The following is a 14,275-nucleotide window of genomic DNA, read 5'->3' on the forward strand; positions in this document are numbered from 1 at the left end:
TATTTATTAGTGCTTATCAACTACATTAATTTCTACAGCGCCTGTTTTTGTTAATAAGGCAGTTAATTCTTCTACATTATTGTGAACAGGTATTTCCATTAAAAAATGATCGTCTGTAGTTCTTGGGTCCGGATTTTCAGCTGTTTTAAATGGCCAAATTCTACTTCTCATATAAAAAGTAATTACCATTAAGTGTGCTGCAAAAAATACAGTTAATTCGAACATAATTGGCACAAATGCTGGCATATTTTCGAACCAAGAAAAACTTGGCTTACCACCAATATCTTGAGGCCAATCTTGAATCATCATATAATTGGTCATCCAAATTGCAACAGCTAAACCTGTAATTCCATACATAAATGCAGTGATTGCCAATCTAGTTGGTGCTAAACCCATTGCTTTATCCAAACCATGAACAGGAAAAGGACAAAACACTTCTTCTATATGATGATGTTCTGCTTTTACAGCTTTCACTGCATCCATTAGAACTTCATCATCATTGTAAAACGCGTGAATAACTTTTGATGATTCCATATAATTATTCTTTATTTTTTTTATCTGATGTACCTTCTGAACTAGCAAAATTAATAGCTGGCTTTGTAGGTATACCTTGTTCTCTTCTCTTCTTATAAAACTCACCAGAAGATTTTAATATTGTTTTTACTTCTGCTTGCGCTATTACTGGAAATGTTCTTGCATACAATAAAAATAATACAAAGAAGAATCCAATAGTTCCTATAAAGATACCAACATCTACAAACGTAGGTTCAAAACGCCACCAAGTTGATGGTAAATGACCTTTACTTAAAACAATTGCTATGATATCAAAACGCTCAAACCACATACCAATATTAATAGCAATAGAAATTATAAAAGTCCAAATAAAACTTCTTCTTATTTTCTTAAACCAAAGGAACTGTGGAGTAATGATATTAAATATAATTAATGACCAAAAAGCCCATGCATAAGGCCCTGTTGCAGCACCTATTGATAAATATGTATAATTCTCATAAGGTGAACCTGTATACCAAGCAATAAAGAATTCTGTTGCATAAGCTACAGCTACAATTCCACCTGTAAGAATAATTACAATATTCATATACTCAATGTGCATACGAGTAATGTAATCTTCTAAATTGGTAACCTTACGCATTATACCTAATAACGTTTGTACCATTGCAAATCCTGAAAAAATTGCTCCAGCAACGAAATAAGGTGGAAAAATTGTTGAGTGCCAACCTGGATTTATTGAGGTAGCAAAATCCATAGATACAATTGTATGTACAGAAAGTACTAAAGGTGTTGCTAAACCTGCAAGAACCAAAGAAACCTCTTCAAAACGTTGCCAATCTTTAGCTCTACCTGACCAACCAAATGATAATAAAGAATATATTTTCTTTTGAAAAGGCTTCACAGCTCTATCTCTAATCATTGCAAAGTCTGGCAATAAACCTGTCCACCAGAAGACTAATGACACAGATAAATAAGTTGAGATTGCAAAAACGTCCCATAATAATGGTGAATTAAAGTTTACCCATAAAGAACCAAATTGATTCGGTATTGGTAAAACCCAATATGCATTCCATGGTCTTCCCATGTGAATTATTGGAAACAATCCTGCTTGAAAAACGGCAAAAATTGTCATGGCTTCTGCAGATCGGTTTATGGCCATTCTCCATTTTTGACGGAATAATAAAAGTACTGCAGAAATTAATGTTCCTGCATGACCAATACCTACCCACCATACAAAGTTAGTGATATCCCAAGCCCAACCAATGTTCTTGTTCAATCCCCAAACTCCAATTCCTGTTCCTACAGTGTAAAAGATGCATCCAAATCCCCAAAGCATTGCTGCCAAAGAAATATAAAATGCGATGTACCAATTCTTATTTGCTTTACCTTCTATGGCTTTAGCAATGTCTTCGGTAATATCGTGATAACTTTTATCACCTAATACTAAAGGTTCCCTAATAGGTGCTTCGTAATGAGACATATTCTATATCTTAAATTTTAATTACGCTTCGTTTGTATTTTTAATTTTTACCTGATAGATTACATTCGGTTTTGTCTGTAAATAATCTAACACATTGTACGCTCTTTTATCTACTGCTAAAGCAGCAACTTTATCTTCTTTATTATTAACATCCCCAAAAACCAAAGCTCCTGTAGTACAAGCTGATGAACAAGCTGTTTCAAACTCGTCTGTATTTACAGCTCTACCTTCTTTTTTAGCTTTTAATATTGTTGCTTGTGTTAATTGAATACACATAGAACATTTCTCCATAACCCCTCTTCCACGAACAACAACATCTGGGTTTAATACCATTTTACCATATTCGTTATTCATATTAAAATCGAACTGATTGTTATTTGAATATTCAAACCAGTTAAATCTACGAACCCTATATGGACAGTTATTTGCACAATATCTTGTACCAACACATCTGTTATATGTCATCTGATTTTGTCCTTGACGACCATGAGTTGTTGCTGCAACAGGACAAACAGTCTCACAAGGAGCATGATTACAATGTTGACACATCATTGGTTGAAAAGTAACTTCAGGATTTTCTGCTTCAGTTTCTAAACCTTTGTAAGTTTTACTTATGCTTAGCCCTAATTCTTTAGCTTCTTCTCTAGTTTCTACATCAGAAGAATAATATCTATCAATACGCAACCAGTGCATATCTCTACCAACTCTAACTTCTTTTTTACCAACAACTGGTACATTATTTTCTGCATGACATGCAACAACACAAGCTCCACAACCTGTACAAGATGTTAAATCTATTGATAAATTAAAGTGATGACCAATTTCTCTATTATGCTCATCCCATAAATCAATTTTATTAGCTTCTACTTCTTGGTGGTCATAAGATACATAAGCTGGTTTATTCCATCCATGATGATGATCTTTAGGTTCAACAGTATTGTATTCTTTTAAAGATGCTACTTTTAAAATATCATGACGTCCTGCAATTGTTTTTTGGACTTGTGTACAAGCAAATTGATGTGTGCCAGAAACTTTTTCTACAGTAACATTGTATTGTATATTATTTGCATTTGCATAAAGTGGATATGCATTTACACCTACTTGCATTTCTTCTTTTAATCCGAAAGTTCTTCCATAACCTAAAGCAAGTCCTACAGAACCAGGTGCTTGTCCTGGCTGAACCATTACTGGAACAGTAACTTCCTTACCATTTAAAGTAATTTTTGCGTAATCTCCATCAATAGCTCCATTATCTTTAACAGGATTTGTAAAACCTAAATCTCTAGCATCTGACATAGAAATGGTTAAATAATTATCCCATGAAGCTCTTGTAATTGGATCTGGAAATTCTTGTAACCAAGGATTGTTTGCTTGTTTACCATCTCCTAAACCTGTTTTTGTATATAAATTTAATTCAAAACCTGAAGCTTTCTTCGCTGAACTTGCTAATTGATTTGCAGCATCAGAAATTGAAGTACTTGATTCAAACTCTTCAATAATTTCAAAACCTAATTCTTTTTTAAAGAATCCATTATGCAAAGCAGTGTTCCATGAGCTACCTCCTAGAATATTATCAGTAGCGTAGGTTTTTAAATAATCGTAATAAGTAGTTGTACTTCCTGTCCATTTTAATAATGTTTCCTGAATTTGACGCGTATTAAATAAAGGTTGTATTGTTGGTTGCGATAAACCATAAGTAACTTCATCAAACTGTGTATCTCCCCAAGATTCTAAGAAATGTGGAGTTGGCAAAGCAAATTCCATTGCATTTACAGTATCATTATTTTCAGTCGATAACGCAACTTTTAATGATACATTTTTCAATGCTTCAGAAAAATCTGATGCATTTGGTAAACTGTAAATTGGGTCTACATTATAAGAAATGATTCCTCCAATTTTTCCAGCTTTCATATCTGAAACTAATTGTGCAACTTCTGCATCATTTCCTTGGCGAATATTTAGTGTATTTGTTACATCCATAACTTCGCTATTTAAAGCTTTATTGATTGCCAAAGTAATTAACTGTGCATTTTTATCATTTATACCAGTTAAAACAACACCTGCAGAACCAGCCTTTTTAAGTTCTTTTGCTATTTCTTTAATCTCATCATCTATAGGTGTAACTTTTGATGCTACGCTATTTCCAGTAATTGCATTGTATAAATTTAACAAAGCAAATATTTGATGGGATGGTTTTACAACAATTCTTTTATCCGCATTTGCTCCAGTTAAAGACATATTACTTTCTAACTGAACATGATAAGACATTTTACCTGTTTCAGGTTTTCTACCAGCAATAAAGCTTTTTTCGAATCCTCCATGAAAATCTCCTAAGAAATCTGCGCCGAAAGAAACAATTGTTTTCGCCTTATCTAAATGATAATTTGGTAAAGCACGCTTACCATACATTGCCATCATTGCATCTACAGCACCAGATTCTGAAACTGCATCATATATAACGTGTTTTGCATTTGGGTAAGCTGCAATAAATTCTTCTACAATTTTAGCTGTAGAAGGACTTGCCATTGTTCCTGTTAATATAACAACTGGTTTATTTGATTCTTTTAATTCATTTAGTTTTGAAGAAATTGCTAAATCTGCATCTGCCCAAGAAATTATTTCACCAGATTTGGTTGGCTCTTTTAATCGAAGTTTTTCATCATACAAAGATAAAACAGCTGCCTGTACTCTAGCGCTTGTAGTACCATTTGCTTCTTTGTTTGGCATTATTTGAATTGGACGACCTTCGCGAGTTTTTACTAAAACATTTGCAAAATCGAAACCATCTGCCATAGATGTTGCATACCAATCTGCAACACCAGCAATAATATCGTCTGGTTTAACAACATAAGGAATAGACTTTCTTACTGGTCCTTCACAAGCAGCTAAGGAAGCTGCTGCTGTTGTAAAACCAACATATTTTAAGAAATCTCTACGAGATGTAGATGTATTCTCTAATGTTTCTTTATCACCTAAAAACTTATCTGTAGGTATTTCTTCTACAAACTCATTTTTACTTAACGTTTCAACAATAGAACTATCTTTTAGTTCCTCAACACTTTTCCAGTATTTTTTGTTTGAAGCCATTTATTATTTGTTATTAGTTGTTAGTTTTTAGTTGTTAGTTTTCACCAAAACCAAACTATCTTTTCTTCTTTAATTAATAGTGGCATTTACCACATTCTAAGCCACCAAGCTGAGCAATTGTTACTTGTTCAACATTGTATTTTTCAGCCAATTCCTTATGAATTTTTTCATAGTAATCAGTACCTTTTAGATCTACTTTCGTTTCTCTATGACAATTAATACACCAACCCATAGTTAATGGAGAGAACTGACGCATTTCATCCATTTCCTCTACAGGGCCATGACATTTTTGACATTCTAGACCAGCAACAGTAACGTGTTGAGAGTGATTAAAATAAACAAAATCTGGTAAATTATGAATTCTTATCCATTTAACAGGTTTTGTTTCTCCTGTATATTCAAGAGTTTCAGTGTCCCAACCTGCAGCATCGTAGATTTTAGCAATCTCTTTGTCTAGTTCTGTTTTTCCATAAGTAACTCCATCCCATTCAATTTTTGTTCCTTCTGCAACTTCAGCAATATTTTTATGACAATTCATACAAACATTTACAGATGGAATTCCTGAATGTTTGCTGTGTTTTGCTGATGAATGACAATATTGACATTCAATTTTGTTTTCTCCAGCGTGAATTTTGTGAGAAAAAGCAATTGGCTGCAAAGGAGTATAACCCTCATTAACACCAACTTTAAATAGCGTACCAAAAACTACATAAGCACCTATCAACAATAAAAATATAGTAGACAAAACTTTTAAGAAAGTGTTTTTCTTAATACCTTCCCATAACTCATGTAAATCTCTTTTAAGATCTGAAGTGGATTCTGGTGATGTGTTTCCTTTTAATTCGTTTACTTGCTTTAGTAAGCTAGCAATCATTAAAAAAGCCACAATGATTGCGCCTGCTAAAAGATAAATAATCCATTTTGGAGCACCATCTGTGTTTCCATCACCCCCAACAACATCAGGATCTTTATCAGAAACAACTACTGGATCTCCAACAGTTGTGTAATATAAAATATCATTTACTTGCTGATCGCTTAATTGTGGAAAAGCAGACATTGCAGAACCATTGTATTCTTCGAAAATAGCAATGGCATCTCTGTCTCCAGAAGCTCTTAATTCCGCATTATTTTTAATCCAAGCTAATAACCAAGAATTCTCTCTTCGCCCTTCCACACCACCTAAGGCTGGCCCAACTAATTTTTTATCTAGTTTGTGACAAGATGCACATAAAGACTTGAATAACTTTCTGCCCTCTGTTTGACGCGCAGCATCTACATCTTGTGAATAAGAAGACGAGCTAAATGCAAAAAACAGAATAATTGTAAAACTATTAAGAAGTACTTTGACTAGTTTACTGTGTAACGCTACACTTTTCATATTTACAAACTATTTTTAGTATCGTGTATAAAATAGCTCAAAAAACGCTTTTTGAACAGTTTGACAAAAGTACTACATATTGCTAAATTTTGGAAAAGTAAAAGAATGTTAAATATTAATTTATAATAATTCTAAATAATACTTTAATCCAATTTAATTTGCCCTAAGTCGTTACTTTTGTAGAAACAAATTTAGTAATGAAAAATAAATTTTTTACAGTTTTTTTAATCCTTTTTTTAACAGGTGGATTATATACTTTAAATGCTCAAAATAAAACAAATAGCAGCCAAGAAGTGAAAAACTTAATTGCAAAAAAAAGAGCTTTTAATAAAGAATATGGTTATGGCTATAGGATTCAGATTTACTATGGAGATGAAACTAAAGCTAGAAGTTTACAAAGTAAATTTAGAATTAATTTCCCAAATGTTTACACAAAATTAGATTATGACCAACCAAACTGGAAAGTTCAAGTTGGTAATTATAAAACAAAATTAGAAGCTGATAAGGCTGCAATTAATTTTTCAGAAAAATTTTCGGGACTAATTGTCATTCCTTTGGGTAAATAAATTTTAACAATAAATCAAATAAAAAAGGGAAATTTCGAAAGAAATTTCCCTTTTTTATTTGATTAAAATTGAAGTACTATCTCAATTTCTTTTTCACTGCTACTTCTTTATAAGCTTCGATAGTATCTCCTTCTTGAATTTCATTATAATTCTTTAATTGAAGTCCACAATCATATCCTTTTGCTACTTCTTTTACATCATCTTTGAAACGTTTTAAAGATGATAAAACTCCATCATGAACTACAATTCCATCTCTAATAATTCTAATTTTAGAATCTCTAAAGATTTTACCTGAAATTACCATACAACCAGCAATGTTGCCCACTTTAGAAATTTTATATACTTCCCTAATTTCTACATTACCCGAAACTTCTTCTTTCATCTCTGGAGATAACATACCTTCCATAGCATCTTTAAGATCGTTAATAGCATCATAAATAATAGAATAAGTTCTAATATCTACTTCTTCTCTATCTGCTATTACTCTTGCATTTGCCTGAGGACGAACATTAAAACCAACAATAATGGCATCTGATGCAGTTGCTAATAAAACATCACTTTCTGTGATGGCACCTACACCCTTATGCAAAATATTTACTTGAATTTCTTCTGTAGATAATTTTTGGAAAGAATCTGTTAGCGCTTCTACAGAACCATCTACATCTCCTTTTAAAATAATATTTAATTCTTTGAAGTCTCCAAGTGCAATACGTCTTCCAATTTCTGCAAGTGTTAATGTTTTTTGAGTTCTTACAGATTGCTCACGTTGTAATTGAGAACGTTTAGAAGCAATTTGTTTTGCTTCTCTTTCATCATCAAAAACAATAAATTTATCACCAGCTTGTGGTGCACCATCTAAACCTAAAATTGATACTGGTGTTGAAGGTCCTGCTTGTTTAAGGTTATTTCCTTTATCATCAAACATAGCCCTTACTTTTCCACTGTGTTTACCTGCTAACAAGTAATCTCCAATTTTTAAAGTCCCTGCTTGTACTAAAATTGTAGAAACATATCCTCTACCTTTATCTAATAAGGCCTCCACAACTGCACCAACTGCATTTTTATTTGGATTTGCTTTTAATTCTAAAATCTCAGCTTCTAACAATACTTTTTCTAACAATTCTGGGATTCCTGTTCCCACTTTAGCAGAAATATCTTGAGACTGAATTGTACCTCCCCATTCCTCTATTAGCAAATTCATTTGTGATAACTGTGTTTTTACATTATCTGGATTTGCATTTGGTTTATCAATTTTATTGATGGCAAATATAATTGGCACATTCGCGGCTTGCGCATGAGAAATTGCTTCTTTGGTTTGTGGCATTACATCATCATCTGCAGCTACTACAATAATTACTAAATCTGTTACTTGCGCTCCACGTGCACGCATTGCTGTAAAGGCTTCGTGACCAGGTGTGTCTAAAAATGCTATTTTTTGATCGCCAACTTTTACAGAATATGCTCCAATATGTTGTGTAATTCCTCCACTTTCTCCATCAATTACATTTGCTTTTCTAATATAATCTAATAGCGAAGTTTTACCATGATCTACGTGACCCATTACTGTAATAATTGGCGCACGTGTAATTAAATCTTCTGGCTTATCGATTACTTCTTCTATGGATTCTTCTACTTCTGCACCAACAAATTCTACTTTATGATTAAATTCTTCTGCAACAATTACTAATGTTTCTGCGTCTAAACGCTGATTCATTGTAACCATCATTCCCAAAGACATACATGCCGAAATAATTTGAGTTACAGGCACATCCATCATTGTAGCTACTTCACTTACTGTAACAAATTCTGTTACTTTTAGTATTTTGCTATCTAATGCTTGAGCTTCTAACTCAGCTTCTGTATGCTCTCTATGAGCATCTCTTTTATTTCTTCTATATTTAGCACCTTTACCTCTAGAAGATTTTCCTTGAAGTTTTTCTAAGGTTTCTCTTACTTGTTTTTGGATGTCTGCCTCTGTTGGTTCTTCTTTTTTAACTGGAGTATTTCTAGTATTTCCTCTTCCTCTAGAACCTGGCTTATTGTTTCCTTGACCTGCTCTACTACTTTGTCCTCCTCTGGTATTTGGTGTATTAGTTGTAGATGTATTTGGCTTGCTAATACGTTTACGTTTCTTTCTAGGATCTGTACTTGAGTTCGCCTTTTTTACTTCAGGTTTTTTCTTTTTAGGTCTTTCAAATTGTTTTAAATCAATTTTTTCTCCTGTAAAGTTAGGACCATCTAATTTTTTATATTGAGTTTTTATTGTTTCTGCATTTTCTGCAGTAATTTCTACTTCTACTTCAATTTCAGTTTTTGTTTCTTTGGCTTTTGGAGACTCCTTTTTTACATCTTTTGCAACAGGCTCTTCTTTTTTAACTTCAGGAACTTTGGGTTTTTCAACTTCTTTTGGTTTTTCAACCACTTTAGGTTCATCAACAACTATTACTGGCTTTTCAACCAACTTGGTTTCTTCAACTTTGGGTTTTTCAACTATCTCCTCAATCTTCTTTTCTTCTACTACCTTAACTTCTGGCTTTTTACTTAAGTTATTAATATCGATTTTACCAACAGTTTTAAACTCTAATTTATCTGCTTTAGCCTTTAGAACTTCTTCTTTCTTTAAATCTTCTGCTCTTTTCTTTTCTAATTTAGCCTCTATTTCTAATCGAATTGCTTCCTTCTCTTTACGCTTTTCTTCACCAACCTCTTTAGACGCAGCTTTTTTATTAGCATCTGTTTCAAAGCCATCTTGCAACACTTGATAGATATCATTAGAAATTTTAGTAGTAGGTCTTGCTTCAATTTCATGACCATTACTTGCTAAATACTCTACTGCTCTATCAAGAGAAATATTTAACTCTCTTAATACTTTATTAAGCCTCATTGTTTTGTCTACAGACATATATCTTTTTTAACTTTATAATTGTAAAAACGCACTTTTTACTTTACTTAAATATTCAAAATATTATTCGAATTCTTCCTTTAAAATTCTTTGAACATCTATAATTGTTTCTTCTTCTAAATCGGTTCTTTTTACTAATTCAGCAACACTTGTTTCTATTACGCTTCTAGCAGTATCTAAACCAATTTTCTTGAATTCAACAATAATCCAATCTTCTATTTCGTCTACAAACTCTGTTAACTCTACATCTTCTTCTTCTAAACCTTCTCTTTGAACATCTATTTCATAACCTGTTAACTCACTTGCCAAACGTATATTTACACCACCTCTACCTATGGCCTTAGAAACTTCTTCTGGCTTTAATAAAACACTCACACGTCCTTTTTTACCATTTTTTTCTTCATCATACATGGTAATTTCCATAGAAGTTACCTTTGCAGGGCTTAATGCTCTGGCTATATAAAGTTGTTCGTTCTTAGTGTAATTGATAACGTCGATGTTCTCATTACCTAATTCTCTAACAATACCATGTATTCTAGATCCTTTTACACCTACACAAGCTCCAACAGGATCTATTCTATCATCATAAGAATCTACAGCTACTTTTGCTTTCTCTCCTGGAATTCTTGCAACACCTTCTACAGTAATTAAACCATCGAAAACCTCTGGAATTTCTTGCTCAAATAATTTATTTAAAAATGCAGGTGATGTTCTAGACAATATTATTGCAGGCTTATTACCTCTTAATTCTACTGTTTTTATAACACCTCTTACAGAATCTCCTTTTCTGAAGAAATCTGAACGAATCTGCTCACTTTTTGGTAATACAATTTCATTACCATCATCATCTAACAAAATAATCGCATTGTGGCGAATGTGATGAACCTCTGCAGTATACAACTCACCTTCTAAATCCTTAAATTGTTTAAAGATGTTTGTACTATCATGCTCATATATTTTAGAAATTAAATTTTGACGTAAAGCCAAAATTGCTCTTCTTCCTAAATGAACCAACTTTACTTCTTCAGAAACGTCTTCACCAATTTCAAAATCTGGCTCAATTTTTCTTGCTTCAGATAATTCTATTTCTTCATTATCATCTTCAGAAAAACCATCTGCAACAACAACTCTATTTCTCCAAATCTCTAAATCTCCTTTATCTGGGTTTATAATAATATCAAAATTATCATCAGACCCAAACTTACGTTTTAAGGCAGCTCTAAACACTTCCTCTAAAATAGACATTAATGTTACTCTGTCTATACTTTTGTTATCTTTAAATTCTGAAAACGAATCAATTAATGCTATATTTTCCATTACATTTTTGCTTAAAATACAATCTTCACTTTTGCTTCTTTAATATCTTTATAGTTTATAGTTGCTGTTTTTTCTACAGTAACTTTACCTTTTCCTACAGGTTTTGGCTCTCTAGTTTTCCATTGTAAAACAATTTTTTCATCATCTACTTCTACTAAAGTTCCTTCTAATTCTTCTTCTGATGTTTTAATATTTAGAATTCGATTTACATTTTTTCTATACTGCCTCTTTTCTTTTAGAGGATGAGAAATGTCTGGTGTAGAAACTTCTAATGAAAAATCTTCGATTTCTCTATCTAAATTATGTTCTACATTTCTACTAATTCTAATACATTCGCTTAAGGGCACTCCTTGGTCGCCATCGACTAAAACTTGAATTTTGTTATTTGCTGATATCGATAAATCAATCAAAAACAACGACTCGTTTAATGCTAAAGCCTCCTCTACTAAATCCCTTACTTTACTACTTTGCTCCATCTTAAAATCTTAAAATAAAATATAAAAAGAGGGGACTTTTAGTCCCCTTCATCTTCTCAATTATTGTGATTTTTCGGTGCAAATATAGTAAATCTTTGGTATTTACCAAACTATGTTTCATTGAAATATTTTTCGTAACTTTAAAATATCTTGATGTTAACTTAAAATAGGAACAGATGAAAAAAATTTTAGTCCCAATTGACTTTTCAAAAAAATCTGAATACGCCGCTAAAATGGCTGGTAAAATTGCTAAAAAATCTGGAAGTGTTGTTTATCTGTTACACATGATAGAATTACCTACAGGTATCGTAGATATGGGCGCTGGAACCAATTTTAGTATACCAGAAAGCATGCTGTACTTGAGAAAAGTAAAAGAAAGAATTTTAGAATTTAAAGAAGAATTTTTTGATAAAAAACAAGAAGTTCATCATTCTATAAGATTTCAAAACCCTTATGAAGGTATTTTAAAATATGCTGATAAAATTGAAGCAAATATTATAATTATGGGTTCTAAGGGGCATTCAGATTTTGAAGAAATACTAATAGGCTCTAACACAGAAAAAGTAGTAAGAACATCTAAAGTACCTGTAATTATTGTTAAAAAAGATACAGAAAACTTTAAAATGAAAAATTTAGTTTTTGCTTCTAGCTTTAAAAATGATGATAAAAAAGAAGTTTTTAAAAAATTTTTAGATTTCGCAAATTCTTTTAACAGCAAAATTCATTTATTAAAAGTTACAACTCCTTCTCAGTTCGAAAGCACCCACGATGCCACAGAAAAAGTAAAATCTTTTATAAAAGATTTTAGCTTACCAAAACACACTATAAATATTTATAATGATACAACCATTCAGAAAGGAATATTAAACTTTTCTAGAAATATAAATGCAGATTTAATTGCTCTAAGCACTCATGGAAGAAGTGGTTTATCTCACTTATTTTCTAGTAGTATTTCTAAAAATTTATCAAAAAAAGCTTTAAAACCTATGCTAACAATTAAGGTTGAATAGTTTTTAAATTTCTAAACTTTTGATAAAAGCATCAATAGAAACAGCATTTTCAACTGAGAAATTACCAATTTTAGTTCTTCTTAATACAGATAAATGTGCGCCAGATTTTAAAGCTTTTCCATAGTCAAAAGCTAAAGAGCGTATATAAGTGCCTTTGCTACAAACCACTCTAAAATCTACATTTGGTAAATTTATATTGGTAATTTCAAATTCAGAAATGGTAACAGTTCTTGCTTTAATTTCTGTAGTTTCGCCTTTTCTTGCTAATTCATATAATCGTTTTCCCTCTTTTTTAATCGCTGAAAAAATAGGTGGTTTTTGCTGAATATCGCCAATAAATTGATTTATGGTTTCGTTTAATAGAGATTCAGAAATATGTTCGATGGAGAAAGTTTCATCAATTTCTGTTTCCAAATCGTAACTTGGTGTTGTTGCACCCAATGTAAAAGTGCCTGTATATTCTTTTATTTGGCCTTGATAGGTATCAATTTCTTTGGTTTGTTTTCCTGTACAAATAATTAATAAGCCAGTTGCTAACGGATCTAAAGTTCCTGCATGACCCACTTTAATTTTTTTAATATTAAAACGTTGTTTAATATGCCAGCGCATTTTATTTACTGCTTGGAAAGAAGTCCAATTCAGGGGTTTATCAATTAATAATACTTGACCGTTTTTAAAGTCTTCTTCAGTTTTTATCATGATCAAATAAATTTTGAAAACAGATTCCTGTCTGCACAAGAATGACAAAAATTAGTTTAAAAGTGCATAGCCAATTGCGATACAACCAACAATTGCACAGTATAAGGAAAAGTACGAAAGTTTACTTTTCTTAACCAAAGCAATCATCCATTTACAAGCTAATAAACCTGCTAAAAAAGCAGCAATAAATCCTATCGAAATTGGAAACATTTCTGATGATTGAAAGTTTAAATCACCACTTAAAACATCTTTTCCTATTTTACCAAAAATTAATGGAACTACCATTAAAAAAGAAAAACGCGCAGCTCTTGTTCTATCAATTCCTAATAAAACAGATGTAGAAATTGTTGCGCCAGACCTCGAAATTCCTGGTAACATCGCAATAGCTTGTGAAATTCCAATAACTACAGAATTTGAAAACGATACTGGTTTATTTGTGTTTTTTGATTTGTCTGCTAATAAAAGCAAAAGAGCAGTTACTAATAACATACAGCCTACTAATAAGATTTTGCCTCCGAAAAAAGATTCTAATTCTTTCTCAAAAAGCAAACCTACTATAACAGCAGGAATCATGGAAATAATAATTTTTAGAGAAAATTTTAATTCATCATTCCATTTAAACTGAAACAATCCTTTAAAAATTTCTGCAACCTCTTTTCTAAAAATAACAAGGGTACTTAATGCTGTTGCAAAATGCAAAACTACTGTAAAAGTTAAACTTTCTTCTGGCACTGAAGTATCACCTAAAATAGCTTTTGCCAACTCTAAATGACCACTAGAAGAAACTGGTAAAAATTCTGATAATCCTTGAATTACCCCAAGAACTATTGCTTCTAAAATATCCATA

At 31.9% G+C, this 14,275-nt stretch carries 11 protein-coding genes; 2 read left to right on the plus strand and 9 right to left on the minus strand.

Annotated features, from left to right (window positions below; translation table 11 throughout):
- Positions 1 to 6: 6 nt before the first annotated feature.
- The 4 genes from WAO74_RS00670 to WAO74_RS00685 form a co-directional block, all read right to left on the minus strand.
- On the minus strand, positions 7 to 534 hold the full coding sequence (locus tag WAO74_RS00670; protein WP_422158828.1) for a DUF3341 domain-containing protein: 528 nt from the start codon (positions 532 to 534) through the stop codon (positions 7 to 9).
- A 4-nt stretch (positions 535 to 538) separates the two neighbouring features.
- Positions 539 to 1,993, minus strand: a complete 1,455-nt coding sequence (gene nrfD / locus WAO74_RS00675) for an NrfD/PsrC family molybdoenzyme membrane anchor subunit (protein ID WP_422158829.1) — start codon at positions 1,991 to 1,993, stop codon at positions 539 to 541.
- A gap of 21 nt (positions 1,994 to 2,014) precedes the next feature.
- Entirely contained in the window at positions 2,015 to 5,080 is a 3,066-nt protein-coding gene (locus tag WAO74_RS00680) for a TAT-variant-translocated molybdopterin oxidoreductase (RefSeq protein ID WP_422158830.1), read from the minus strand.
- A gap of 73 nt (positions 5,081 to 5,153) precedes the next feature.
- Positions 5,154 to 6,458, minus strand: coding sequence for a c-type cytochrome (locus WAO74_RS00685; protein ID WP_422158832.1), 1,305 nt, complete (start codon positions 6,456 to 6,458; stop codon positions 5,154 to 5,156).
- Between the two features lie 197 nt (positions 6,459 to 6,655).
- Between WAO74_RS00685 and WAO74_RS00690 the strand changes: the two genes are divergently transcribed.
- Positions 6,656 to 7,024 carry an SPOR domain-containing protein gene (locus tag WAO74_RS00690; protein ID WP_422158833.1) on the plus strand — a complete coding sequence of 123 codons (369 nt, stop codon included), beginning with the start codon at positions 6,656 to 6,658 and terminating at the stop codon, positions 7,022 to 7,024.
- Between the two features lie 76 nt (positions 7,025 to 7,100).
- On the opposite strand, the gene infB is transcribed toward WAO74_RS00690, so the two are convergent.
- From infB to rimP, 3 genes are all read right to left on the minus strand, one after another.
- Entirely contained in the window at positions 7,101 to 9,926 is a 2,826-nt protein-coding gene (gene infB / locus WAO74_RS00695; RefSeq protein WP_422158834.1) for a translation initiation factor IF-2, read from the minus strand.
- Between the two features lie 63 nt (positions 9,927 to 9,989).
- A complete protein-coding gene (gene nusA / locus WAO74_RS00700) occupies positions 9,990 to 11,243 on the minus strand; it encodes a transcription termination factor NusA (RefSeq protein WP_422158836.1) in 1,254 nt (417 codons plus the stop codon).
- Positions 11,244 to 11,254: 11 nt separating this feature from the next.
- Positions 11,255 to 11,719 (minus strand): ribosome assembly cofactor RimP, encoded by a 465-nt coding sequence (gene rimP / locus WAO74_RS00705; protein WP_422158837.1) that lies wholly within the window; start codon positions 11,717 to 11,719, stop codon positions 11,255 to 11,257.
- A 176-nt stretch (positions 11,720 to 11,895) separates the two neighbouring features.
- Here rimP and WAO74_RS00710 point away from each other — a divergent pair, with 176 nt between their 5' ends.
- Positions 11,896 to 12,729 (plus strand): universal stress protein, encoded by an 834-nt coding sequence (locus WAO74_RS00710; protein ID WP_422158839.1) that lies wholly within the window; start codon positions 11,896 to 11,898, stop codon positions 12,727 to 12,729.
- Between the two features lie 3 nt (positions 12,730 to 12,732).
- Here the strand turns inward: WAO74_RS00710 and truB are convergent, their stop codons facing one another.
- Positions 12,733 to 13,428, minus strand: coding sequence for a tRNA pseudouridine(55) synthase TruB (truB, locus tag WAO74_RS00715; protein ID WP_422158841.1), 696 nt, complete (start codon positions 13,426 to 13,428; stop codon positions 12,733 to 12,735).
- A 51-nt stretch (positions 13,429 to 13,479) separates the two neighbouring features.
- Positions 13,480 to 14,274 (minus strand): undecaprenyl-diphosphate phosphatase, encoded by a 795-nt coding sequence (locus WAO74_RS00720; protein ID WP_422158842.1) that lies wholly within the window; start codon positions 14,272 to 14,274, stop codon positions 13,480 to 13,482.
- Position 14,275 lies beyond the last annotated feature (1 nt).

The organism is Polaribacter sp. (genome assembly GCF_049276715.1).
Classification (GTDB): domain Bacteria; phylum Bacteroidota; class Bacteroidia; order Flavobacteriales; family Flavobacteriaceae; genus Polaribacter.

Bases quoted from the DNA above. Each gene is read 5' to 3' on its own strand.
- truB (WP_422158841.1), bottom strand. From the start codon at position 13,428: ATGATAAAAACTGAAGAAGACTTTAAAAACGGTCAAGTATTATTAATT.
- WAO74_RS00710 (WP_422158839.1), top strand. From the start codon at position 11,896: ATGAAAAAAATTTTAGTCCCAATTGACTTTTCAAAAAAATCTGAATAC.
- WAO74_RS00670 (WP_422158828.1), bottom strand. From the start codon at position 534: ATGGAATCATCAAAAGTTATTCACGCGTTTTACAATGATGATGAAGTT.
- WAO74_RS00680 (WP_422158830.1), bottom strand. From the start codon at position 5,080: ATGGCTTCAAACAAAAAATACTGGAAAAGTGTTGAGGAACTAAAAGAT.
- WAO74_RS00685 (WP_422158832.1), bottom strand. From the start codon at position 6,458: ATGAAAAGTGTAGCGTTACACAGTAAACTAGTCAAAGTACTTCTTAAT.
- nusA (WP_422158836.1), bottom strand. From the start codon at position 11,243: ATGGAAAATATAGCATTAATTGATTCGTTTTCAGAATTTAAAGATAAC.
- infB (WP_422158834.1), bottom strand. From the start codon at position 9,926: ATGTCTGTAGACAAAACAATGAGGCTTAATAAAGTATTAAGAGAGTTA.
- rimP (WP_422158837.1), bottom strand. From the start codon at position 11,719: ATGGAGCAAAGTAGTAAAGTAAGGGATTTAGTAGAGGAGGCTTTAGCA.
- nrfD (WP_422158829.1), bottom strand. From the start codon at position 1,993: ATGTCTCATTACGAAGCACCTATTAGGGAACCTTTAGTATTAGGTGAT.
- WAO74_RS00720 (WP_422158842.1), bottom strand. From the start codon at position 14,274: ATGGATATTTTAGAAGCAATAGTTCTTGGGGTAATTCAAGGATTATCA.
- WAO74_RS00690 (WP_422158833.1), top strand. From the start codon at position 6,656: ATGAAAAATAAATTTTTTACAGTTTTTTTAATCCTTTTTTTAACAGGT.